At 39.2% G+C, this 25961-nt stretch carries 22 protein-coding genes and 1 riboswitch; of the genes, 21 read left to right on the top strand and 1 reads right to left on the bottom strand.

From position 1 onward, the window contains the following. Positions 1 to 25: 25 nt before the first annotated feature. The 4 genes from RYO55_RS02685 (at position 26) to ftsH (ending at position 4475) form a co-directional block, all read left to right on the top strand. Positions 26 to 922 carry a phosphatase gene (locus tag RYO55_RS02685; protein WP_314984049.1) on the top strand — a complete coding sequence of 299 codons (897 nt, stop codon included), beginning with the start codon at positions 26 to 28 and terminating at the stop codon, positions 920 to 922. Further along, positions 891 to 1889: a tRNA lysidine(34) synthetase TilS gene (gene tilS / locus RYO55_RS02680; protein ID WP_295815467.1), complete on the top strand. Its 999-nt coding sequence runs from the start codon at positions 891 to 893 to the stop codon at positions 1887 to 1889. Before RYO55_RS02685 ends, tilS begins: the two co-directional genes overlap by 32 nt. Positions 1890 to 1912: 23 nt before the next feature. Continuing rightward, entirely contained in the window at positions 1913 to 2458 is a 546-nt protein-coding gene (gene hpt / locus RYO55_RS02675) for a hypoxanthine phosphoribosyltransferase (protein WP_314984047.1), read from the top strand. Between the two features lie 88 nt (positions 2459 to 2546). Further along, a complete protein-coding gene (gene ftsH, locus RYO55_RS02670) occupies positions 2547 to 4475 on the top strand; it encodes an ATP-dependent zinc metalloprotease FtsH (RefSeq protein ID WP_295815472.1) in 1929 nt (642 codons plus the stop codon). A gap of 52 nt (positions 4476 to 4527) precedes the next feature. Here ftsH and RYO55_RS02665 read toward each other — a convergent pair whose 3' ends face one another. Further along, the gene (locus RYO55_RS02665; RefSeq protein ID WP_118091604.1) at positions 4528 to 5871 is read right to left on the bottom strand and encodes a threonine/serine exporter ThrE family protein; all 1344 of its coding nucleotides are present in this window, start codon (positions 5869 to 5871) and stop codon (positions 4528 to 4530) included. Positions 5872 to 6042: 171 nt separating this feature from the next. Between RYO55_RS02665 and RYO55_RS02660 the strand changes: the two genes are divergently transcribed. From RYO55_RS02660 to RYO55_RS02580, 17 genes are all read left to right on the top strand, one after another. Then, positions 6043 to 7017 carry a biotin--[acetyl-CoA-carboxylase] ligase gene (locus RYO55_RS02660; RefSeq protein ID WP_287507785.1) on the top strand — a complete coding sequence of 325 codons (975 nt, stop codon included), beginning with the start codon at positions 6043 to 6045 and terminating at the stop codon, positions 7015 to 7017. A 9-nt stretch (positions 7018 to 7026) separates the two neighbouring features. After that, positions 7027 to 7794: a type III pantothenate kinase gene (locus RYO55_RS02655; protein ID WP_012864046.1), complete on the top strand. Its 768-nt coding sequence runs from the start codon at positions 7027 to 7029 to the stop codon at positions 7792 to 7794. A 94-nt stretch (positions 7795 to 7888) separates the two neighbouring features. Further along, a complete protein-coding gene (dusB, locus tag RYO55_RS02650) occupies positions 7889 to 8875 on the top strand; it encodes a tRNA dihydrouridine synthase DusB (protein ID WP_314984044.1) in 987 nt (328 codons plus the stop codon). A 123-nt stretch (positions 8876 to 8998) separates the two neighbouring features. Continuing rightward, a complete protein-coding gene (greA, locus tag RYO55_RS02645) occupies positions 8999 to 9472 on the top strand; it encodes a transcription elongation factor GreA (RefSeq protein ID WP_004695428.1) in 474 nt (157 codons plus the stop codon). A 29-nt stretch (positions 9473 to 9501) separates the two neighbouring features. Next, positions 9502 to 11031 (top strand): lysine--tRNA ligase, encoded by a 1530-nt coding sequence (lysS, locus tag RYO55_RS02640; RefSeq protein WP_308521208.1) that lies wholly within the window; start codon positions 9502 to 9504, stop codon positions 11029 to 11031. A 191-nt stretch (positions 11032 to 11222) separates the two neighbouring features. Further along, positions 11223 to 11321: riboswitch (purine riboswitch) on the top strand. 61 nt (positions 11322 to 11382) lie between these two features. Further along, positions 11383 to 12726 (top strand): NCS2 family permease, encoded by a 1344-nt coding sequence (locus tag RYO55_RS02635; protein WP_314984043.1) that lies wholly within the window; start codon positions 11383 to 11385, stop codon positions 12724 to 12726. A 101-nt stretch (positions 12727 to 12827) separates the two neighbouring features. Next, entirely contained in the window at positions 12828 to 14108 is a 1281-nt protein-coding gene (guaD, locus tag RYO55_RS02630; RefSeq protein ID WP_314984041.1) for a guanine deaminase, read from the top strand. A 242-nt stretch (positions 14109 to 14350) separates the two neighbouring features. Beyond that, positions 14351 to 15304 carry a cation diffusion facilitator family transporter gene (locus tag RYO55_RS02625; RefSeq protein WP_302498369.1) on the top strand — a complete coding sequence of 318 codons (954 nt, stop codon included), beginning with the start codon at positions 14351 to 14353 and terminating at the stop codon, positions 15302 to 15304. A gap of 125 nt (positions 15305 to 15429) precedes the next feature. After that, on the top strand, positions 15430 to 16710 hold the full coding sequence (gene serS / locus RYO55_RS02620; RefSeq protein ID WP_314984040.1) for a serine--tRNA ligase: 1281 nt from the start codon (positions 15430 to 15432) through the stop codon (positions 16708 to 16710). A gap of 14 nt (positions 16711 to 16724) precedes the next feature. Further along, positions 16725 to 17369 carry a fructose-6-phosphate aldolase gene (fsa, locus tag RYO55_RS02615; RefSeq protein WP_295815491.1) on the top strand — a complete coding sequence of 215 codons (645 nt, stop codon included), beginning with the start codon at positions 16725 to 16727 and terminating at the stop codon, positions 17367 to 17369. A gap of 59 nt (positions 17370 to 17428) precedes the next feature. Then, entirely contained in the window at positions 17429 to 18391 is a 963-nt protein-coding gene (glpX, locus tag RYO55_RS02610) for a class II fructose-bisphosphatase (protein WP_004695442.1), read from the top strand. Positions 18392 to 18592: 201 nt separating this feature from the next. Further along, entirely contained in the window at positions 18593 to 19858 is a 1266-nt protein-coding gene (gene murA / locus RYO55_RS02605) for a UDP-N-acetylglucosamine 1-carboxyvinyltransferase (protein ID WP_195395017.1), read from the top strand. Beyond that, positions 19839 to 21224 (top strand): rod shape-determining protein, encoded by a 1386-nt coding sequence (locus RYO55_RS02600; RefSeq protein ID WP_295815496.1) that lies wholly within the window; start codon positions 19839 to 19841, stop codon positions 21222 to 21224. Before murA ends, RYO55_RS02600 begins: the two co-directional genes overlap by 20 nt. A 228-nt stretch (positions 21225 to 21452) precedes the next feature. Further along, positions 21453 to 22796 (top strand): phosphodiester glycosidase family protein, encoded by a 1344-nt coding sequence (locus RYO55_RS02595; protein WP_314984037.1) that lies wholly within the window; start codon positions 21453 to 21455, stop codon positions 22794 to 22796. An 88-nt stretch (positions 22797 to 22884) separates the two neighbouring features. Then, positions 22885 to 23169: a biotin/lipoyl-containing protein gene (locus RYO55_RS02590; protein WP_058948506.1), complete on the top strand. Its 285-nt coding sequence runs from the start codon at positions 22885 to 22887 to the stop codon at positions 23167 to 23169. Between the two features lie 12 nt (positions 23170 to 23181). After that, entirely contained in the window at positions 23182 to 25164 is a 1983-nt protein-coding gene (locus RYO55_RS02585; RefSeq protein ID WP_314984036.1) for a SpoIVB peptidase S55 domain-containing protein, read from the top strand. Between the two features lie 30 nt (positions 25165 to 25194). Further along, positions 25195 to 25956, top strand: a complete 762-nt coding sequence (locus tag RYO55_RS02580; RefSeq protein ID WP_004695453.1) for an ABC transporter permease — start codon at positions 25195 to 25197, stop codon at positions 25954 to 25956. Positions 25957 to 25961 lie beyond the last annotated feature (5 nt).

Raw genomic sequence — 25961 nt, 5'->3', positions numbered from 1 at the left:
TGCTATGTATATGTAAGGAGCAATTATGAAGTTAGCAATTATCGATATTGGCTCTAATTCGGTGCGCTTATTATTGGCGGCCTATGAAAATAACGAGTGGCGTTATGAGCCTAAGCAGTTGTGGACTACCCGTTTAGGTCAACGAAATACAGATGGTACCTTGCAAGCTGAATCCATGGAAGCTTCTTATCAAGCTTTTACAGATATAAAAAAAATAGCAAACCAATATGGTGCTGAGTATTGCTTTGGTTTTGCTACGAGCGCTGTTCGCGAAGCGGCAAATGGACTTGCATTCATGGAATGTATTAGTGAGTATTGTCCTATGGAATGGCGGATTTTATCTGGTGATGAAGAGGCTATGTATGGCTTTTATGGCGCTTTAGGAAATCAATTAGAGGATGGACGTCATTACACGACCATCGATATTGGTGGAGGTAGTACAGAGCTTGCATTAGGTAACAAAAATGGAGTGTACTGGAGTCGTTCTTATCCTGTGGGAGCAGTACGCCTTCAATCTATATCTGATGAAGGGCCTCAACGAGTGTGGGAGGAAACCCGTTTCCTTTGGGATCCGATGATGATTGAAGGTGAATTTGGTGAATTTATCGGTATTGGTGGCACCCTAACAACTTTGGCTGCTATTGATTTAGGCTTAGACCACTATGATGGTACAAAGGTGCAAGGTCATAAATTGAGCCGTGAAACTGTAGAAGGTATCATTATGAAACTGCGCTATATGAGTCGTGATGAGAGATTACAAGTGAAAGGTTTACCCGCAGGTCGTGCCGACATCATCGTTGCTGGTGCGGAGATTTTAACGTCCTTTATGGATTCCTATGAGGTCCCTCATGTATTTGTGAGCGATCAAGATGGTATGGAGGCGATGGCCCGTGAATGTGAAAGCACTCATTCGAACCGTTAATCACACTTTAAAATTACATGATATATTTCCTGAGAATAGTCGTATCTTGGTAGCTTGTTCTGGTGGTCCTGATTCGATGGCTTTATTGCATTTATTGCAAGATATTGCCACACATCGTCACACGGCGTATGAGCTTGGAGTTGCTATTGTAGATCATTGTATTCGTTCTGAAAGCAAGGATGAGGTTCTATGGTTACGAAACCAAGTGGAAATACTAGGGCTGCCATTTTATACGGCTACCGTTGATGTGCCTAAATTGAGTGAAGAGCAAAAACTATCAGAGGAAACTATAGGTCGCCAAGTACGATATCAATGGCTGACCGACATAGCACAGTCTGAGAGGTATGACTATATTGCAGTAGCTCATCATAAAGATGACCAAGCCGAGTCAATCTTAGCTCATCTCATTAGAGGGACTGGACTTAATGGTTTGACAGGCATGGCCGTTGTTAGTAATGATTATAGTATTCCAGTAGTAAGACCTCTGTTAGATGTCACAAAAGAAGAACTACTTTTATATTTGAAAGAAAAAGATATTTCTTACTGTGTAGATAGGACAAATGAGGATGTGCGATATCAAAGAAATAGAATTCGTCATCGCATTATACCTGAGTTAGAAACTATTAATCCTAACGTTGTTAATGCCATTGTAAGACTAGGGAATTCTGTACGTGAAGACGTAATACTTATCTCCCAGTTAACGGATATGGCATTTAATGAGTTAGTAATGATTTCTGAAGAGGGAGCGTCTATATCTCGTAGGGGGTTACGTAAGGAGCCGTTGGCTATACAACGTCGATTGTGGCAAAGACTGGTGAGCATCCTTGATCCTGAAATCAAGCTTACCACTGCTCATCAAGAGCAATTACTCGACATTGTTAACACTGGGGAAGAGAAAACTTTCAATATAAAAAGTATAAAAGTAAGTGCTCAATGTGATACAATAAAGGTATATTGCAAACATTAATATGAATCGCGGAGGTCATATAGATGCATCAAGATGCAAAAGATATTTTATATACAGAGGACCAATTAAAGGCACGAGTGGCTGAATTAGGTCGTCAAATCAGTGCTGACTATAAAGGGGAATCCGTAGTTCTTGTAGGGGTATTGAAAGGTGCTATCGTTTTCTTTACAGATTTAGCTCGCTCTATCGACGAGAATGTGGATGTGAGTTTCGATTTTATTTCTTGCTCTAGCTATGGCAGCGGTACAACTAGTACAGGGGTAGTGCGAATTTTAAAAGATTTGGACCGCTCTGTAGAGGGGAAGCATGTACTCGTTGTAGAAGATATTGTAGATACTGGCACGACATTACATTACTTGCTAGAAAATTTACATGCTCGTGGAGCTAAAAGCGTTCGTCTTGCAGCGTTGTTGAATAAACCTGAGCGCCGTAAAATGGATGTAGAAGTAGACTATGTAGGCTTTGTCATTCCTGATTATTTTGTTATTGGCTATGGTTTAGACTATGCAGAAAAATATCGGCACTTACCTTATATAGGTATTTTAAAGGAAGAAATGTATCAAAGTTAAAAATATGATATAATATATGAGTGCATCTCTCAACGAGATGTACTCAATTCGTTTATACAACTAAACTATTATTGAAAGGGGTAATATTTTGGGTCGATTTACTAAAAATATCGTCCTTTATTTACTTATCATTGCCGCTTTCGTTATCGCCATTGACGCTTTCTCTGGTCAAAGTGCGAATAAATCTGAACTTAGTTATACAGGATTTATTCAACAAGTACAACAGAAAAAGGTTGAGTCCGTAACGATTACCAATGATCATGGTATTAAAGGTAAACTAAAAAATGGAACAGAATTCAATTCTTATGCGCCAACTGATGAAACGTTAATCAAAACTTTACAAGATAATGGTGTAGAAATTACTGCAGCTCCACCTGAGCAACCAGCTTGGTGGATGAGCTTGTTAGGTTCTGCTATTCCAATTATCATTTTGGTAGTATTGTTCTTCTTTATCATGCAACAAACGCAAGGTGGCGGGGGCCGCGTGATGAACTTTGGTAAAAGCCGTGCTAAATTGATGGGTGAAGGCAATGTAAAGGTTAGCTTTAAAGATGTAGCTGGCGCTGAAGAAGCAAAACAAGAATTAGAAGAAGTAGTAGAATTCTTGAAGGATCCAGGCAAGTTCACAACTATCGGGGCTAAAATTCCGAAAGGTGTATTATTAGCAGGACCTCCAGGTACAGGTAAAACATTACTTGCTAAAGCCGTTGCTGGTGAAGCAGGTGTACCATTCTTTACGATTTCTGGTTCTGACTTTGTAGAAATGTTTGTTGGTGTTGGTGCTTCTCGTGTGCGTGATCTTTTCACACAAGCGAAAAAGAACGCTCCTTGTATCATCTTTATCGATGAAATCGATGCGGTTGGTCGTCAACGTGGCGCCGGTCTTGGTGGCGGTCACGATGAACGTGAACAAACATTAAACCAATTGCTCGTTGAAATGGATGGTTTCGGTGCTAACGAAGGTATTATTACTATCGCTGCAACAAACCGCCCAGATATTCTAGATCCTGCACTTTTACGTCCAGGGCGTTTTGACCGTCAAGTTATCGTAGGTCGTCCAGACTTACGCGGTCGTGAAGCAATCTTGAAAGTTCATGCTCGTAATAAGCCTTTAGCTGATGACGTAGATTTGAAAACGATTGCTAAGAAAACTCCAGGCTTTACTGGTGCTGACTTGAATAACTTGTTAAACGAAGCAGCTCTTTTGGCAGCTCGTCTTAACAAAAAAGTAATTACTATGGCTGAAGTTGAAGAAGCCAGTGAAAAGGTTAGCATGGGTCCTGAGCGCCGTAGTCACATTGTGAGCGACAAAGATCGCAAGTTAACAGCGTACCATGAATCTGGTCATGCTATTGTGGCACATCTATTGCCTCATGCAGATCCTGTTCATAAGGTAACAATTATTCCTCGTGGTGCAGCTGGTGGCTACACTATGATGCTTCCAACGGAAGAACAAAACTACAAAACAAAATCTCAATTATTAGCAGATATTCGGGTGGCTCTTGGTGGTCGAATTGCAGAAGCCTTGATTTTAGATGAAATCAGTACAGGTGCTTCTGGAGACCTTCAAAGTGTAACTAATACTGCTCGTGCTATGGTAACTCGTTGGGGGATGAGTGATGAGCTTGGCCCTATCGTGTTCGGTGAACAACAAGAACAAATTTTCTTGGGGAAAAACCTAGGCCATGAGCGCAACTATAGTGAAGAAATCGCTGCGAAAATCGACTCTGAAATTCATCGTATCGTTGAAGAAGCTTACAAAGATGTAACAAAACTTCTTAGCGAGAACGAAAAATTCTTACATGACATGGCAAATGCTTTGTTAGAAGAAGAAACAATCGATGCGAAAGCGGTAGATAATCTTTACAAATATGGTACAACAAAAGAACCTGAAGCTGAGGAGCCTAAAGTAACTTCTGAAGCAGACGGTAGCATAGTACCAGAAGGTGTTGATGCTAAAGAAACAACTAGTACTGTAGCAGATTTTAGTGAAATATCATCTAATGATATTAAATAATGGATATTGTTCAAATGAAAAAGAGCTAGCCTTTTTGAGGGCTAGCTCTTTTTTACTGTCCATCGTTTATATGACGTGTGGCAAGAAGCTCTGTCATGCGCTGTTCTTTTAGTTTTTGCAAATATTTTTGTGCCAAAACATTTGGTATAGCTACACCGATTGCTATAGCTATAGTTGTAAATGTGCCAGTTACACCATTTTGTATCATAAGGATTAGACTAGCATCATTTAATGCATTGATATGTAACATATCGAAGAGAAATCGGTAGTACAGTATACCGGGCATTAATGCGATGGCAGATGGTACAATAATGATAGTGCTAGATGTTTTTAGCCAAGTAGAAACTTTTACAAAAATAATACTCATTATGGCAGCACCAATAAAGGTAGCACCTGGTGTAGAAAATCCTAATTCTACGGATAGTATATTGCGAATACATACACATAGTACCCCACCAATACCAATGGATACTAATAGTCTGACAGGAGCATTAAAAAGAACCGCAAAAGCGGCTGCAGCTGTAAAAGAACCGATAACTTGCTCTATGGAAATAACATGAGGTTTAATATCAACGAAATTAAATGCCGGTGCAGGGCTAAAATAGAGTGCCATGGCCATACCTAAAGTCATGCTACCCACGATGAGTAACGTTCTAATGGCTCGTGTCATGCCCGATAAAATATGATTATTAATGATATCGATGACACAATTGATCAATGGTACCCCAGGAATCATGAACAAGGTGCAGCAAACGAGTACATATAGTAAGGATTCATTATTTACATGACTATAAAAAGCATAAGCCGATATCATGGCAGCAAATCCGCCTAATGCGATTCCTACATATTCATTAAGCCCTAATCTACATGATAGGGTGCGCGTAAAATAACCAATACTAGAACATATGATAGTAACAATGAATGCGATAATATCGCCACTGTAAAGGTATGCAAGACCTGCCGATCCTAGTGCACAAGCTAGTCCTTTTATCCAGTTTGGATATGTCGGTATAGTTGTATCTAGTTTGGCAATTAGTCGTTCATAGGTTGTTAGTGAGTAATGTCGCTCAAAGGCGCGCCATGTGAGCTTTGATACGGCGTTAATCATAGCCATATTCGGAATGTGAACTGGTGTTTTTCTAAATACAGTTATGGATCGTTCTTTGTGTAATAGATTGACCATAATAGTGGTATAAGAGATATGGATATTTAAGTAATCGTGAGGTATTCCCATAAATGTTGCGGCTTTTAGCATTTCCTCAATGATTCGATTTGTATTTGCCCCACATTCCATTAGTAACTTCCCTATGTTGAGGAGTACATCTAGTTTTCGATGAATATGGATAAAAGGGTTCTCTAATACTTGATTTTTTTCTTCTAATGTAAACTGTTTCATATATCTCTCCAGAGGATAATAGGCAGAATTATTGTTATCTATTCTTATATATATACCTTTATACTATATACATTATACCATTAATTATTTTAAATAATCCTTGCATTTTGAAGGGGACACTTGTACAATCGAATTGTAAACCTAGGTTGACAAAGAAAGGGGCTCTAAACTATGCGTGATGAAGTGCTAGAATTCTTGAGACAAAACCAAGGTAGTTTCGTATCGGGACAAGATATGTCCGAAGCCTGCCATGTTTCGCGCACAGCTATTTGGAAACATATCAAGGCGTTACGTCAAAAAGGCTACAAAATTGAATCTTATACCAAGAGAGGGTATCGATTATTGGAAGAACCTGATTTATTGAGCCCCTTGGCAATGAAGCAAATTCTAAAAACAGATATATTTGGTAAACGGTATGTCTATATGGATACCACGGAGTCCACAAACCTAGAAGCTCGTCGTTTAGCTCAACAAGGTGCAGAAGAAGGTACGGTTGTGGTTACCGAGGAACAGGCTGCTGGTCGTGGGCGCTTATCTCGTGGTTGGTATTCTCCATTTGGCAAGGGCTTGTGGTTTAGCTTGATTTTGCGTCCTGATTTTCCACCTGTAGAGGCTCCTAAGTGTACTTTGATGGCCGCCGTAGCTTTGACAAAGGCCTTTCATAAGATGGGGCTAACTGATGCGGGGATAAAGTGGCCTAATGATATCCTTGTGAATGGTCGTAAGCTGGTAGGTATTTTGACAGAAATGTCTGGTTCTATGGAAGAAATTTCTCATATTGTAATGGGTATTGGGGTCAACGTAAAAACAAAACAAGAAGAACTACCAGAAGAGTTAAAATTAATTGCGACATCTCTTGCGATGGAAGATATTGATATTGAGCGCACAGAAGCATTTAGACTTATATTAGAAGAATTAGAACATCAATACTATGAAGTGCTCGATAGTGGTTTTGACGAAACCCTTAATGAATGGCGTCAATTATCTGTTACTCTCGGTGAAGAAATTGAAGTGCGTGCTCCTGGCAATACCTATGAAGGGGTAGCTACAGATATTGATGAAGATGGTAATTTATTAGTAAGAATCCCGGATGGGACAATTAAACGTATTGTGGCAGGGGACGTATCAATTCGTCCGCGTAAATAGGAGGCATTAATGTTATTAGTAATTGATGTGGGAAACACCAATATTGTTCTCGGTGTATACGACAAGACAGAACTTGTGGGGCACTGGCGTATTTCCACAGATCGGGTCCGTACCACCGATGAATATGGCATGCTGATGATGAACTTATTCTTCCACGATCGTAAGGTTGATGTAAAAGATATTAATGCTATCATTATTTCCTCGGTTGTACCACCATTGATGCCTACATTAGAGCGCGTGTGTTTGCGCTACTTTAATGTAAATCCTCTTATTGTAGGTCCAGGCACTAAAACTGGCATCGCTATTAAGTATGATAATCCTCGTGAAGTAGGGGCTGATCGTATCGTAAATGCCGTAGCGGCACATGAACTTTATAAAGGTGATTTAATTATCATCGATTTTGGTACCGCTACTACTTATTGTGCGGTACAAGGTAATGGCGATTATGTGGGCGGAGTTATTACTCCAGGGGTAACAATTTCTGCAGAAGCTTTATTCCAACGGGCAGCCAAATTACCTCGTATCGATGTGAGAGACCCAGGACAAGTCATTTGCCGAAATACGGTGTCTTCTATGCAATCTGGTATGTTCTACGGTTATGTAGGTCAAGTAGAGGGACTCGTGTCTCGTATGAAAGCGGAAATGGGAGATCATGTAACTGTAGTGGCTACAGGTGGTTTGGCACAGCTTATTAGCAGTGCTACAGACTGCATTGACCATGTAGAACCAATGCTTACATTAGAAGGCTTACGCCTTATTTACGAAAGAAATAAATAATGCTACTATAATATAGTTACGTATATGTAACGAAGTAGTGTACATTCGGGTACAGCTTATGCTGTACCTTTTTTATTAAGGGAAATAGAATTATATGAATAATAAACTGTGGCAAATTGGGACTGTCAAAATTGATGGTCAAGCCATATTAGCGCCTATGGCAGGGGTTAGCGATATTGCGTATCGACTATTGGCCAAAGAACATGGTGCAGCCTTGGTGTGTACCGAAATGGTCAGTGCTATGGGCATTAAATATAAGAATGAGCGGACTCATGAATTATTGCGCATTGAAGATGTAGAACGTCCTGTATCTATGCAAATTTTTGGCTCTGATCCAGAAGCAATCGCTTTGGGGGCTAAGGTTGTGGCCAATGCGGGCGCCGATATTGTAGATATAAACATGGGCTGTCCTGTAAAAAAGGTAGTTACCTCTGGCGATGGTTCAGCACTTATGAAAAATCCTGATCTAGCGGCGCGTGTTGCAGAAGCAGCTGTTGAGGCTGTCGATGTACCTGTTACTGTAAAAATGCGCATCGGTTGGGATAGTGACTCTATTAATGTAGTGGATTTTGCAAAGCGCATTGAGTCTACAGGTGTAGCTGCTATTGCCGTACATGGTCGTACAAAGGAGCAAATGTATAGTGGGAATGCGGATTGGTCTTATATTAAGGCTGTGAAAGAAGCTGTATCTATACCTGTACTTGGCAATGGTGATATTGTGGAGCCTGAAGATGCTAAGCAAATGCTTGATGAAACAGGCTGTGACGCCGTAATGGTAGGTCGTGGGGCACAAGGAAACCCTTGGATATTTGGTCGCATTCACCACTATTTAGCTACTGGTGAAGTGTTACCAGAACCGACCGATATAGAGCGTCTAGATATGTTATTAAAGCATTTTGACTTGTTATGCCAATACAAGGGTGAAGGTATGGCCGTTAAGGAGATACGGACTCATGCGGGGTGGTATATGAAGGGATTACCAGAATCTGCATATTGGCGCAATCGCGTGAATACAATTCATACTGTAACGAGCTTTCACAATGAGCTAGAATCATATCGCAAAATATTGTCCGAAGGTTAGTCAGATTGACAAATGAATAGTATTTTTATATAATGGTTGAGATAATTTAGAAACAAAAGATAAGGTGTCATCTTACTATGACACTTTTTCTTATTATTTATATGTAGAAAGAGTGGGGTACCCATGGCAGACGTAAAAGAAACATTACTTACCGCCGAAGGTTTAAAGAAGTTAGAAGAAGAATTAGCGTACTATAAATCTGTACGCCGTATTGAAGTATCTGAACGTATTAAAACTGCTATTGAATATGGCGATATCAGTGAAAACTCTGAATATGATGATGCAAAAAATGAACAAGCTTTTATTGAAGGTCATATTGTAGAGTTAGAGAATAAAATTAACACTGCGAAGATCATCGATGAATCTGTTAAAGGTGACGTTGTATCTGTAGGTAGTAAAGTTACTGTACTTGACACTATGTACAACGATGAATTGGAATATGTTATCGTTGGTTCCTCTGAAGCGGATCCATTTAACAATCGTATCTCTAATGAATCTCCTGTAGGTAAAGCTATTTTGGGTAAACGTAAGGGTGATGAAGTAGAGGTTTCCACACCAGATGGTCCTGTAACATTCAAAGTGTTAGCAATCCAATAATTTACAATTACCGACAAAGAGGCGATAACATGAGTGAAGAAATTAAAAATATACAAGAAGAGCTGAATGAGCAAATGCAAATTCGCCGCGATAAATTAGCCGAATATGAAGCTGATGGTATTTACCCATTTGGTCAACGTTTTGTCGTAAAAGATTACGCAAAAGACATTAAAGAAGACTTCTTCTTGAAATATGATGGTCAGCCTGTAGTTATTGCAGGTCGTTTGATGACAATCCGTTCCCATGGTAAAACGGCATTTGCGAATATCCGTGATAAATCTGGTGATATTCAAGTATACTTCCGTAAAGATGTTTTGGGCGAAGAGGCTTATAAATACGTTAAAATGCTTGATATAGGTGATATCATCGGCGTAGAAGGTCACGTATTTAAAACTCATACTGGTGAAGTTACCATTAAAGTTAACAAATTAACATTGTTATCTAAGTCTTTACGTCCATTACCAGAAAAATGGCATGGATTAAAGGATACAGAACTTCGTTACCGTCAACGTTATGTTGATTTGATTGTAAATCCTGAAGTACGTGATACATTTGTAAAACGCTCTCAAATCGTTGCTAAAATTCGTGAATACATGATGCGTGATGGCTTCATGGAAGTGGAAACACCGATGATGCATGCTATCCCTGGTGGTGCTGCTGCACGTCCATTCATCACTCACCATAATGCGCTTGATATAGATATTTATATGCGTATTGCACCAGAATTGTACCTAAAACGTTTAATCGTTGGTGGTATGGACCGCGTGTTCGAAATGAATCGTTGCTTCCGTAACGAAGGTATCGATAATCGTCATAATCCAGAATTTACTACTATTGAATCTTATCAAGCTTATGGCGATGTAGAGGATGCCATTCGCTTAACAGAAAATCTTGTGTCCTACTGTGCTCAAGAAGTACTTGGTACGCAAGAAATTACATACCAAGGTACAGAAATTAATTTGACTCCTCCTTGGAATCGTATCACAATGGCTGAAGGTGTAAAAAAATACACTGGTGAAGATTTTGATGCAGTCACAACTGTAGAAGAAGCTCGTGCTATTGCTGATCGCTTAAATGTAGAATACACAGAAAATGATGGTATTGGTAAAATCTTAAATCTTTGCTTTGAAGATTATGTAGAAGAAAACTTGATTCAGCCAACTATCGTATATGGTCATCCGAAAGAGATTTCTCCACTTGCTAAAGCAAGTCGTGAAAATCCATTGGCTACAGAACGTTTTGAAGCCTTCATCTATGGTCGTGAATTGGCAAATGGCTTCTCCGAGTTAAATGATCCAATCGATCAAAAACAACGTTTCTTGGATCAATTAAAAGAACGTGAAGCGGGCGACGATGAAGCTCATCGTATGGATGAGGACTTCGTTACAGCTCTTGAGTACGGCTTGCCTCCAACAGCTGGTTTAGGTGTTGGTATCGACCGTCTCGTTATGTTCTTAACAGACTCTGCATCCATCCGCGATGTATTGTTGTTCCCATTGATGAAACCAGAAGTGCATAAGCACGTTGAAACAGAAGCTGAAGAAGACGCAGCTGAATGATCTAAACTATAAAGGCTCCCTATTCTTTGAGTAGGGAGCCTTTTTTTTTATTAATAATTATTGACAGTGTATAAAAATGATTTTATACTAAGCTTGTGAAATGTGTTAAATACATAATATAAATGATAAAAAATCATTGATTGATGCTTATTTAGTTTTAATACCTATAAATAAGATAATGATATTAAATTTTATAGTAACATAACATTCCTTGTATAACCTTGACGTGATGGGTCAAGGCTCTCTAGCGTGAACCGAGATTTACGACTACAAGAGCTTATTTATGATGCTCTTGTAGTCGTTTTTTGTTTATCTAAATTTATATATCTAAAAGTTTAGGAGGTAAGTGCGATGAGTTCAATGGAGTATGAAAGAGCTAATTATCTTAATGGTTTTCTTGATCGATTTTTCAAGTTGACCAAACATGGAACATCAGTAAAAACTGAGTTCTTTGCAGGTATTACAATGTTTATTGCATCCGTGTATATACTGGCGGTAATACCAAATTTATTATCTGTATCAGGAATGCCTCATGCTAGTGCTGTAGCGGCTGTAATTTTAACAACTGCTTTTGCAACTATGCTTATTGGCTTAGTAGCCAATGTCCCCGTTATTGTAGCCCCTGGTCTTGGCCTTAGTGCGTTTTTTTCGTATACCATTTGTGGTGCTATGGGCCTTAGTTGGCAAACTGCACTCGGTGCCGTTTTTATTTCCGGTACAGTATTTGTTATTTTAACAGTTACCAAAGTTCTTAATAAAATTGTTGATGGTATTCCACAAGTACTGAAGACCTCTATTGGTGTAGGTATTGGTCTATTCGTTGCCTTCATTGGCTTTAAAAATGCTCACATTATCGTCCCTAATAATGCTACCTTTGTAACGTTAGGTAATATGCAAGATCCAGCAGTATTATTGACTTTGTTAGGCTTATTTATTACTAGTATTCTGCTAGCAAAACAAGTTAAAGGCGGTTTGCTCATTGGCATGGTGTTCACTACAATTGCAGCAATGGGGTTAGGTTTAACTAAGATGCCTGCTACAAGCGCGGATATCTTTAATTTGATACCACCGGTTCCGGTTGATACATTCGCTCAACTAGATGTAATGGGTGCTATTAAATATGGTATCTTTTCTATTATTTTCTCTATTACCATTGTAGATATGTTTGATAATATCGGTACATTAATTGGTGTAACGAGAAAAGCTAACTTGGTAGATAAAAATGGTAAGTTCGAAGGTTTGAACAAAGCGTTGCTATGTACATCTATTGGTGCCGCAGCAGGTGCTGTTGTAGGTACTTCTACAGTTACTTCTTATATTGAAAGTGCGGCAGCCGTTGCTGACGGTGGTCGTACAGGTCTTACGGCAGTAGTAACTGGTCTTTTATACTTGGTATCCTTGTTTTTTGCACCATTGTTCTTATTGGTGCCGGTACAAGCGACCGCGCCTGTACTGATTACTATTGGCGTATTTATGATGAGTGAAGTAACGCATATTGATTTTACTGATTTCACAGAAGCGTTGCCAGCTTTTTTAACAATTCTTCTTATGCCATTAACATTTAGTATTGCTCAAGGTTTATCCTTTGGATTTGTTTCTTATACATTAATTAAATTAGCTACAGGTCGTCGTCACGAAATTCATCCTATTATGTACATCATGACTGTAGCGTTCATTATTCACTTTGCTATTTAAATAGCATATACTATGAATCATATAGCATAGTCTATTAAAGAAAAATCTAGCGTATTATATGGGCGCAATACTTTAGAGTTCTGATTACGCGAGGAGGTTATATGAATTCGGCACTTATTTTAAAAGGAAATATCTTATATACACCTGATCCCTCGGCATTTGTATCCATTCAACAGGGTTATATTATTGCTGTAGACGGGGTGGTTGTTCATTGTGGTGAAAGTATTCCTACAGTTTATGCAGAATATGATGTTGTTGATTACGGAAATAATCTCATCATTCCTGGCTTTGTTGATACCCATGCACATGCACCACAATATTGTAATCGTGGACTTGGCATGGATAAGGAACTTTTACCATGGCTTGAAACCTATACATTTCCTGAAGAGGCAAAGTTTAGTGATCCAGATTATGCTCGCCTGGTATATGGTGCCTTTGTTCACGATTTATGGCGCAATGGTACGACGAGAAGTATTTTGTTTGGCACAATCCATAAAGACAGCACATTAGTGTTGATGGAGCTTTTACAAAAAGCAGGATTGTCAGCCTATGTAGGCAAGGTAAATATGGACCGAAACAGCCCAGAGTTTCTTATAGAGGAAACGAAACAGTCTTTGCTCGATACAAAGGCTTGGTTAGATGAGGCAGCTCAGTTTGATCCTTTGGTTAAACCTATCATTACACCTCGCTTTGTACCATCTTGTACGAGTGAACTCATGACAGGACTTGCTAAATTAGCGAAAGAATACAATGTCCCTGTTCAATCTCATTTGTCGGAAAATCACGGCGAAATTGATTGGGTCGCATCATTACATCCTGAGTCGTCAAACTATACAGATGTGTACTATGAACATCATTTGATGGGCACTGTGCCAACTGTAATGGCTCATTGCATTCATTTGAGTGGTGTAGAAATGGACCGCATGGCCGATACGCAGACTATGGTATCTCATTGTCCATATTCAAATGTAAATCTCTCTAGCGGAATTGCACCGATTCGTAAGTTGTTTGAACGGAATATACCAATTGGTTTAGGTTCCGACATTTCTGGTGGACATATTGTGTCGATGGCAAAGGTTCTTACCAACGCCATTGGACTATCGAAAATGAAATGGGCTGAAGTAGATCAAAATTATGCACCTCTCACCTTGAGTGAAACCTTCTATATGGCTACAAAGGGAGGGGGACAATTCTTTGGTCACGTTGGAAGCTTTGAAAATGGCTGTGAATTAGATGCTCTTATCATTGATGATACTTCATTATTCGATCCAAATGAACGTTCTTTGGAAGAACGATTAGAGCGGTGGTTATACGTAGGGGATGATCGTCATATCATTGAACGCTATGTGGCTGGTCGCGTAGTTCCGAGTCCAAAAGGATAAAGTTTATATTTTACAGAAAAGAATATCGATGTATTTAAAGCAGCTGGTTTGTATATCATTCAAACCAGCTGCTTTTTATTGTGTCTCATAGCTTGTGCTTGGAGCATGAGAAGAGTCTTTTAATATGAGTTTTATCCTTTTTTATAGCATTTTTTTTAATGCTCGTAATAGCAGTGATTTTGCTCATCAATTCACTTGGTGTATAATAAAAAAATGTACAAATTAAGAAAGTGGGGGTCTTAATGGATATATTAGGAGCAAGGCGCTCTATTGAACAAAAGCTACTAATGCAATCTGTTGCTTTGATGGCGCTTGTTGCGGTGAGCGGTACTGTAATGGGGATTGTGACAGGGTCTAGCGCAGTGTTGTTAGATGGGGTATTTTCCTTCGTTGATGTTGTTATTAAGATTATGATGCTTATGACAGCCAAGTTAGTTGCTAGAGAAACGAGTAAGCGATTCCAATTCGGTTTTTGGCAATTCGAACCTCTGGTGCTGGCCGTGGAAGGCTTTTTTATTCTTCTCATAGTAATTTATGCCTTATCTAGTGGGATTACAGATCTTTTGTCTGGTGGACGTCACGTAGACTTCGGACCAGCTATTTTCTATGCTATATTCTTTACTATTGCAGATACTGCTTACTATCTTTATGTACGTCGTATTAATAAAAGTTTACAGTCTAACTTGATTAAATTTGATAATGTAAGTTGGTATGTCGATGCTTTATTAGAAGCGGCTATCTTGATTAGTTTCATTGTGGCTACTATGCTAGAAAGTACTGAATATGCTAGATGGGCTACTTATATTGACCCTATTGTATTAATTATTTTAGCTGTACAGATGATACCGTCTGCATTTCGTATTATTGTGCCATCCATGAAACAAATATTGGGGTGGGCACCAACTTCATTGCATAATGAAGTGCAAGAAATTATGGATCGCTTTATGGAAAAGTATAATTTTAAAGATTATGTGACGAGTGTGCAAGTATACGGCAATACTCGAATTATTGAAATTGATATTTTAGTTCGTAAAAGCTTTCCCTATCAAACTATTGCTGAAATTGATGCTATTCGCAATGAAATTGACCAAGAAATTGGTGGTAACCCAACGGAAAAATGGGTAACCATTTCTTTTACAGGCACGCGTAAATGGATGGCAAAAGATTATTTGCTAGATGAAGAAGATGATGAATAATATAAATTATTAGTGTGAAGACTAGTATATAGCACATAATTTAATGATAAATACACCAATATATGGTATACTTAAACGTATTGAATATATTGTGCGTAACATAGTTGGAAAATGAGGTTTATAGTATGTTAGATTTAAAATTTGTCCGTGAAAATATTGATTTAGTGCAACAAAATTTAGATAATCGTCATACAAAAGGCGATCTGAAAACCTTTGTATCCGCTTATGATGAACGTCGTCAATTGATCGGTCAAGTAGAAGAATTAAAAGCGCTTCGCAATTCCGTAACAGAAGAAATTAGCAAATTAAAACGCAATAAAGAAAATGCTGATGAAAAAATCGGAGAAATGAAAAAAGTAGGCGATGAGATTGCTGAGCTTGATAACCGTATTCGCGAAGTGGAAACAAAATTGCGTGATGCGGCATTGATGTTGCCGAATATGTGTGATGCATCTGTTCCTGTAGGTGCTGATGAAGATGAAAATGTGGAGCAACGTAAATGGGGCGAACCACGTCAATTTGATTTTGATATACAGGCTCATTGGGATTTAGGTGAAAGCCTTGATATCCTTGATTTTAACCGTGCAGGTAAAATGAGTGGAGCTCGCTTTACTGTGTATAAGGGGTTAGGTGCTCGCTTGGAACGCGCCCTTATCAACTTCATGGTAGATCTTCATGTAGACAAACATGGCTATACTGAAATGATGACTCCATATATGGTAACTCGTGAAACTTTGACGGGTACTGGGCAATTGCCTAAATTTGCTGAAGATATGTATCATGTAGAGGATACGGAGTATTTCTTGATTCCGACCGCTGAGGTTACATTGACTAATTATCATGGTGGTGAAATTTTAAGCGAAGAAGAATTGCCTAAATACTATACTGCGTTCACCGCATGTTTCCGCGCCGAAGCAGGCTCTGCAGGTCGTGATACTCGTGGTCTTATTCGCCAACATCAATTCAATAAAGTTGAAATGGTTAAACTGGCTAAACCTGAAGATTCTTTCAAAGAATTAGAAACATTAACAGATAATGCAGAAGAAGTGTTACGTTTATTAGAATTGCCGTTCCGTGTTATCACTCTGTGCACAGGTGATATGGGCTTTGGTTCTGCTAAAACCTATGATGTAGAGGTGTGGATGCCTGCACAAGGTAAGTATCGAGAAATCTCTTCCTGCTCCAATATGACCGATTTCCAAGCCCGTCGTGCTAATATTAAATTCCGTCGTGGACCTAAAGGAAAACCGGAATTCGTTCATACATTAAATGGATCTGGCCTTGCAGTAGGTCGTACAGTAGCCGCTATCTTGGAAAACTATCAACAAGCTGATGGATCCGTTGTAATTCCAAAAGTTCTCGTGCCATACATGGGTGGCGTTGAAGTGATTTCACCGGCTAAATAAGAGGGGGGCATTTTATGAGATTCTTTATTGATACAGCAGAATTTGATGAGATTAAAGAGGCTTATGACTTTGGTTTTATTGATGGTGTAACTACAAATCCATCACTTATCGTGAAAGCTAAACGCGATCTGAAACAAGTTATTTCTGAAATTGCAAACCTTGTTGATGGACCTGTTAGTGCAGAGGTTATTTCCTCTGATGCTGAAGGCATGGTGGCGGAGGCACATGACCTTGTGAAATTAGGATCTAACGTGGTTATTAAAGTTCCTATGACTCCAGAAGGCCTTAAAGCTGTTGCTGTTTTGAGCAAAGAAGGCATTAAAACGAATGTGACTTTGATTTTTTCTGCAAACCAAGCCTTATTAGCTGCTCGTGCAGGTGCAAGTTATGTGAGTCCATTTGTTGGGCGCATTGATGATATCAGCATGGATGGCCTTATATTAATTCAAGATATTGCAGATATTTTCGCTATTCATGAAATTGAAACTGAAATTATTGCTGCTAGTGTGAGAACACCGTTGCATATTATTCAATGTGCTAAAGCAGGCGCTCATATTGCAACTGTTCCATTTAAAGTACTTATGCAAGCAATGCAACATCCGTTGACTGATGCAGGACTTGCAAAATTTATGGAAGATTGGAAACAAGCTAATCAATAAGTTAGAGGCTCTAGGTAAGAGTCATATCAATACATAGAGGACTTATAAGGAGGCCCATTATGGATCGTACATTATCTTTGGAATTTGCTCGTGTCGTTGAAGCCGCAGCTTTGCGTAGTGGTCGTTTGCTTGGCCGTGGGCAAAAGGATGCAGCCGATGGTCTTGCTGTAGATGCTATGCGTCAAGCGTTTGATTCTGTTCGCATTTCTGGTACTGTGGTTATCGGAGAAGGTGAAATTGATGAAGCTCCTATGCTTTATATCGGAGAACACGTAGGCGCTGGCGGACCAGAAGTAGATATCGCAGTTGATCCTATCGAAGGAACAAACTTGATTGCTAAAGGTCAAAATGGTGCTATTGCAGTTATGGCGATTGCAGAAAAAGGTGGCTTGTTACATGCACCAGATATGTACATGGAGAAACTTTGTGTTGGTCCTCGCGGTGCGGGTGCTATCGATATTACGAAATCTTTGACCGAAAATATCAAAAATGTAGCGGCTAAAATGGAACGTAATGTAGATGAAATCACGTTGGTTATGCTTGATCGTGAGCGTCATCAAGGCTTGATGAAAGAAGCTCGTGAAGTAGGGGCTCGCATTATGCTTATCTCTGATGGTGATGTTAATCCAGCTATGGAATGTTGTATCGAAGGTTCTGGGGTACACATGGTTGTAGGTACTGGTGGTGCACCTGAAGGTGTACTAGCGGCTGCAGCCTTGAAATGTGTAGGCGGCGATATGCAAGCTCGCTTAAAGCCAGAAACGGAAGAAGAAATTCGTCGTTGCCATGAAATGGGTATTGCCGATGTAAATCAAGTGCTCACATTAAATGATTTAGTTCGTACTGATGATGTTATCTTTGCGGCTACTGCCATTACACGTGGTAACTTATTAAATCCAATTCAATATTTTCCAGGTGGTGCGCGTACGCATACTATTGTAATGCGGTCTAAAACTGGTACGGTTCGCTTCCTTGATACCGTGCATATGGATCATAAACTTAAAACATTAAAAGCAAAATAAGAAGAAAGCCCTGAAATGTACTCAAAAATTGTACATCAGTTTTTGATGTATATTCAGGGCTTTTTTTTCTTTGTATTTTCTCTCATTCTCTTGATGAGATATATCGAAAAATAGTATAATAACATTTAGTATATGACGTTATAAATACAAGGCCTTGTAGCTTATACAAGATGAACGATATAAAGTGTAGGAGGAATTCTGTTGGAAAAGTTAATCATTCAAGGTGGCAATCGGTTGGAAGGACGTGTACGTGTTAGTAGTGCTAAAAATGCAGTGCTCCCTATTATTGCCGGTACTTTGCTAGCATCAACGCCTAGTAAATTGCTTGAAATTCCAAATTTAGAAGATGTAGGCACGATTTGCCAAGTTATCGAGTCTTTGGGGGTTAAAATCGCTCGTAATAATGCAGATGGTGAAATTGTTTTTGATGCTTCTACATTGACTGCTACGGAAGCTCCTTATGAACTTGTACGTAAAATGCGTGCATCCTTTCTTGTCATGGGTCCACTTTTGGCTCGTAAAGGGGAGGCTAAAATCTCAATGCCTGGCGGATGTGCTATCGGTGCACGTCCTATTGATCTTCACTTAAAAGCATTTGAAGCATTAGGTGCAAAAATTGAAATTACTGAAGATTATGTATATGCTCATGCTCCGGAAGGACTTAAAGGCACTCAAATTTATTTGGATTTTCCAAGTGTGGGGGCTACAGAGAATGTAATTATGGCTGCTTCTATGGCGGAAGGTAAAACTGTTATCGAAAATGCTGCAGAAGAACCTGAAATTGTTGATTTGGCTACATTCTTAAATGCTATGGGGGCTAATATTCGCGGAGCTGGTACAAATGTGATTCGTATTGAAGGTGTACCTCAATTAAACGGTGCTATTCATACAGTAATTCCTGACCGCATTGAAGCTGGTACATATTTAATCGCAGCTGCTATGGCAGGTGGTGATGTATTCGTGGAAAATGCATTGCCAGAACATCTAAAACCAGTAGTGGCTAAATTAAAGGAAGCTGGTGTAACAGTAGAGGAAGAAATCGACGGTATTCGCGTTATCAGTAGTGGTAAAGGCATTAAAGCTGTGGACATTAAAACATTGCCATACCCTGGATTTCCAACAGATATGCAAGCTCAATTTATGGCTCTTACTACGATTGCGGAAGGCACTAGTACAGTAACAGAAACTGTTTTTGAAAACCGATTTATGCATGTTGCTGAACTTCGTAAAATGGGAGCGCATATCGACATTGATAATCGTCAAGCTATTGTCGAAGGTATGCCAAGCTTACATGGGGCTATAGTAAATGCTACTGATTTGCGTGCTGGAGCGGCGCTTGTATGTGCTGCATTGACTGCGGAAGGTAGAACAGAAGTCGGTCGTTTACATCATATTGACCGAGGTTATGATGATTTTGTAGGTAAATTGCAAAGGTTAGGTGCTGATATTGTTCGGGTTGACGAATAAGAGTACACAGCCAAAACAAAATAAAAAGAAAAGAAGCCGGCGCTCTAAAGGGCCGGCTTTATACAACGAGCAACAGAACTTAGGTGTTGCAAAGGTTGAAAATTCGAAAGCGAGTACTACACGCAAACCATTGAGAAGGACAAAACGTAAGTCTACTAAGCTTTCAAATGGCGTGGCAAAACAAGCTAATCATTTAGCCTCCAATATGCGTGAGACCATGATTAAAGTTACAAAAATGCGCCGTGCTGAACGACGTAGTCGTGAGACTGTAGCAATTGCTAAAACAACGCCAGCCATGACATTAAAACGTTTAGTTCGACCTGAGCAAGTCGGGAATTTAATGAGTCGTTTAAATCGATCTTTAAACTTTGATTTGGGAATTGATTTAGGTACTGCAAATATCCTCATTTTTGCGAAGGGCAAGGGGTTAGTATTAGACGAACCTGCGTATATCGCACGGGATGATAAAACCGGTGATATTCTTGCCTTAGGTGAAGCTGCACGTTCTATGGTAGGTCGGACTCCAAAAGGGATTTCCGTCATTCGTCCAGTTCAAGCCGGCGTTATTGCAGATTATGATATGACAGAATTCATGTTAAAGTACTTTATTCGCTCCGTTGTACCTGCTTCTAGATTGATGAAGACGCGTATTATCGTATGTGTTCCGTCTGGAATTACACCAGTTGAAAAACGCGCTATTTTGGAAGCTTTACTCAGAACTGGTGCTAAAAAGACTGTTCTCATTGAAGAACCGCTAGCTGCGGCTATGGGGACTGGCCTCAATGATGCTAAACATGTAGGGGCGATGGTTGTCGATGTTGGTGGTGGTACCACGGATATTGCCGTTCTTTGTGATACGGGCGTCGTTGTAAGTGAATCGCTTCGCATTGGAGGAGATTCTTTTAACGAATCTATTATTCGTTACATTCGTCGTAAGAAGCGCCTCGTTATTGGTTCCCTAACAGCAGAGAAAATTAAAATTTCTGTAGGGACTGTGGATCGCCGTGCAAAGGAGCGCACGATTGAGGTACGGGGACGAGATGCAAGTTCTGGATTACCAAAGATGGTTGCTGTGAATTCTTTAGAGATTCAACGTGCTTTAGAGGCACAAGTAATGAATATTTTAGAAGGTGTTAAGTCCATTCTGGAAAAAACCCCACCTGAACTTGTGGCTGCTATCAACGATCATGGTATTATTCTTACTGGTGGCGGTGCGCTTATCGATGGATTAGATCGTGTTATTACGCGCTCCATAGGGATTGCTGCATACCTTGTAGAATCTCCAAGATACGCAGTAATTAAAGGTGTTGCAAAGGCTCTAGATGAAATGTCACAGCTTCGTGATACATTAGACGAGTTACAATAATATAGTTACAATAATATATCATGATGATGTAAGCTTAAATTGACGAGGTTATAGTCTACAGTTATTCTATTTTATGTATGGGGTATCTTTAGACTGTAACCTCGTTTTTCGTTTATTATTTTGAATTTTTCATCTTTATGCTGTATACTATAGTAAAAGTATATTGTGTAAAATTGATGTAACAATATAAGACCAATAATATGGTTTGTAGCTATAGAGGAATTAAATATGAAACGTTATCTGTATATGACTTTTGCTGTTTTAGGTCTACTAGGCAGTACCGTTCCTTATGCTGAGGCAGGTAATTTAACAGGAGTACGCGTATCTAATCATGAAGGCACAAGCCGAATTGTTTTAGATGTATCTGAAATGCCTGTATCTTGGACTCGATCTTATAATGAAGAAACACATGCCCTTACGCTTAATTTAGGGGGCACTACAAATGGTTTAACTGGACCTATATCGCAAAATGACAAAAAAACCGGAGTGCTTAAAGGCATTGGTTTACAGCCGGTTAATGGGGGCTTACAAGTAACCCTAACCGCAAATAAAGATGTACAACATCATGAATTTGCATTAGCTAAGCCATCGCGTATAGTGGTAGATTTATTTTCTGGTTATGCGCAACAGACCACAAAAGATGTAAATAAATCTGTAAGATATAGCAAAATCAATAACACTGTAGCGGAAGGGAAAATTCAAGCCTTTGCATTGACCGTAGATAATGACTCTCCTATGGCGGTGGCGCATGTTCCAGAAGGTAAAACATTATTTTCTGTCTCTCAAGCTCATACGGTTTTGATTGGGGCGAAGGTAAAAGGTGGCAGTTTTGAACGACCTTATTCAGTAGCTGGTGATGGAGCTATTGATTTAGAACGCATTTCTAATCGTGGCACTTTGCGATATACACCAAATCGAGGATATTTTATCGAAGAGAAAAAACCTTTGCTTCAAGCTAAAACACAAAAGGAAAGTTTTGTGATTACCTCTATTGATACGGCTCGCAAAGAGAATGCTATGACCTTATATACATCAGCATATGGTTCATCTACAAAGACCAATGACTATGGTTATGAAGTGACTGTAGCTAATGGCAAGGTGATTAGTAAACAAAAGGGAAACTCCAAGATTGGAGAGAACCAATATGTATTATCTGGTCACGGTGAATCTAGTGATGCTTTACGTAAGTTAAAAGTAGGGACACCTATTACAATTCAAAATAGGGAAGAACTTGCTCAAGTCAGCACTACCGGTGGAGCTAGTTTAGACGTGGGAACTATGGTGATGAAGAATGGTCGCTATGTGGGCGCTGATGCATCTAATAACAAAGCTCGTAGCTTTATTGGTGCCACGAAGGAACATGATTTAGTTGTATTAACAGTTGATAAATCAGAGCTTCAATCTGTAGGGATTACTCAAAAAGAAGGAGCTCAGTTATTGTCTAAATTAGGCGTTGTTGATGGAGCTGAATTATCAAATCAAGGTAGTATTGATTTAGTTATCAATGATGATTATGTACATAAATCCTCTTCTAGGCCTATAAGCTATGAGGATATTGTAATTATAAAATGAATTCGTTGCATACAATTTTGTTTGAAATATTACTAATAATTTAGTATACTATACATACATAACTAATTTTGTAAAAGGAGGGATCGTTATGAAAAGAGTAGCGTTAGCTTTAGCTGCATTAGGCATTTTAAGTGTTAGCTCTGTAATGGCGGCCCCTGTATCATACCAAAGTGTATTAACAGGTAAAGTTGCTTCTACAGTTTCTGTTGGTACTTCTGTAACAGAAGGCCAAACATTGGTGACTGTAGAGACATTGGCTGGTCCTATGGCTGCTGCTAAATCTACTGTAACTGGTACTGTAACGGCGGTTAATGTTACAGTGGGTTCAGACGTTTCTCGTGATCAAATCGTTGTCACTGTAGAAAGTAAATAAAGGAGAGAAGGAATGAAGTTTTCTCATTCTTGGCGTCGGTATAGAAAAGCGATACTGGCGCTTTTCTTCTGTACTTCACTTACAACTGCACAGGCTATTGATTTTATGCCTGTCAATGATGTAACAACAGGTATGGAAGGTATTGCAAAAACTGTAATCGTAGGGGATACTATTTCCACCTTTGATGTAAAGGTATTGGGTGTCATGAAGGATAAGGGACCATCTGGTCATCTTATTTTAGCCAAGTTTTCCGGACCCGTTATGGATCAAACTGGTGGCATTGCGCATGGTATGAGTGGTAGCCCTGTATATATAAATGGTAAACTTGTTGGGGCTGTTGCTTATGGCTGGGGGTTTGCGGATGGTACGATAGGTATGATTACTCCTATTGAGGATATGGTCAAACTATGGAATATACCATATGAGAAAAACTTATCTAAACCTTGGGATGATACACAATTGATTCCTTTAGGTACTCCACTTATGGCGTATGGCTTCGATGCGGCATCAATGGATTACTTTAAATCCAAGCTACCACAATATAAATATGAAACATATGATACCGCAAGTGCTAGTGGTGATGAAATTGCAAAACCACTAGAGGCTGGTGGCTCTGTAGCTGCTTTGTTAGTTGATGGTGACCTCAAATTGGGCGCTATTGGTACTGTGACTCATGTAGATGGTGAAAAGGTTGTTGCTTTTGGTCATCCATTCTTAAAACATGGTTCATCTAATTACTTCATGCACAATGCAAGTATCTTTACCGTTGTAAAAAGCTATAATGCTGCTTTTAAACTTGGCTCCATGGGGAAAGAAATAGGCTCAGTTACTGAAGATAGAGGCGCAGGCATTGCTGGTGTATCTGGCGTGATTTCTCCTGGTATTCCATTGCGATTCCATTTAAAGGATATTGATATGGGACGTGATAGAACTAGTTCCGTTAAGGTTATTGAAGATGGTGAAATGACACCAACTTTAGCAGCTACAGCCTTATACAATATGTTGAATAAAACATTGGATCGCAGTGGTTCTGGTACGGCTACAATTTCTTATACTATTACGCCAAAAGGGAAAGAACATAAGCCATTAACGCGGACAAATATGTTCTACAGCTCTGATTCCATTAGCGAAAAAGCAGTTGATGAATTTTATAATGTCATTGATGTTCTTATGAACAATCGATTCATCAACTATGAAATTTCGGATATTTCGGTTGAAACAAACGTAACGCAAGATAAGAAAACAGCCAAGCTTATAGATGCTTCTGCTTCGTCTACTGTAGTTTCTCCTGGGGATACTATCGTAGTAGATGTAACATTAGAACCGTTCCGTGGCGAAAAGGTTATTAAACAAATCTTCTTTAAGGTCCCAGAAGATCAAGCTATTGGTAAATATACCTTAGAAGTACGTGGCGGTGGTGAGATTCCATTGCCATACGTATTGGAAAAACAAAAGTATAATTTAACAGACGAAATTTTACGCCGTTTGAAAGTTCATAAAGATTTTGATGAGCTTTATGATGAAATTCAAAAGACTGATACAAATAATCAAATCGTTGTTGAATTTTTGGAAGATGGCATTAGCTTAGTTGATGAAGATGGCTCTCAATCTGTTAAAAAGGCTAAACTTAAAGATGTGGAATCAAAACCTATGCCTGGGGATGTAAAGAAAAAAACAGGTCAAGAAGATTTGAGTTCTAGTAAGGATGATGAAAAGAAACCTGAAAAGACTGCCGTTGATACTGAGTACATCGTGCAAGGTGATGGTCAATTTACGATTCATGTAATGAAGCCCGCTGATCGTGATAAAGAATTAGCAAAACGTGTCAAAGAAGCGAAACATCAGATTAAGATGGAGCGCAAGTTAGAATTGGAAGATCAATCTAAAAAAGATAAAACGGATAAAGCTGAGTCTAAAAAGGACCCTAAAAAAGAGTCGAAAGAAACTAATAAAAAAGATGAGGCTAATGCTGGTGGAACAAATACACCTGAATAAGTTGAAACTGTAAGGGAAAGGGAGACACTGTTGAGTTGGCTAGAATCGATAGGTCGAGTCGTCATAAACGGCCTATCACAGATGGGTAGTGCTACATTATTAGTGTGGCAAACAATAAAACAATTAAAAATGATTAATCTGTGGCATGTATTTCAGCAGATGGCTCACCTAGGGGTAGACTCTTTGCCTATTATTAGCTTAACTTTGCTCTTTGCTGGTGCCGTTATGACTTTACAGATTACAGATGTACTCATTACCTATGGTGCTCAAAGTACAGTAGGTGGCCTTATGGCTGTAGCTATGGGCCGTGAATTGGGCCCTATCTTAGTTGGTGTAGTATTAGCCGGCCGTGTTGGCGCAGCTATCACGGCTGAAATTGGTACAATGAAGGTAACAGAACAAATTGATGCCCTACGTGTTATGGCTGTTGACCCTGTTGGTTACCTCGTGGTACCACGTGTAGTAGCGTGTATGATTATGGTGCCGATTTTGGCATTTTATGGTGTTGTTATCGGCATTGCCGGTGGTTACTTTGTAGCTACTGTTATCAAGGGTTTGGCGCCTAGTACATATTTAGACTCTATTCAAATGTTTTCTACCATTTCAGACTTCACTTTAGGTCTTATAAAGTCTAGTGTGTTTGGTGCTGTCATTGCATTGGTAGGTGCTTATAAGGGCATGGAAACTAAAATGGGCGCAGAAGCTGTGGGTTTTTCCACTACTAGTTCTGTAGTAACTAGTATTATTTTAGTATTTGTATTAAATTACTTTTTATCTACATTGTTATTTTAGTAGAT

It is taken from the genome of uncultured Veillonella sp. (genome assembly GCF_963551295.1).
Taxonomy (GTDB): Bacteria; Bacillota; Negativicutes; order Veillonellales; family Veillonellaceae; genus Veillonella.
This window is presented reverse-complemented; position numbering and strand designations above follow the sequence as displayed.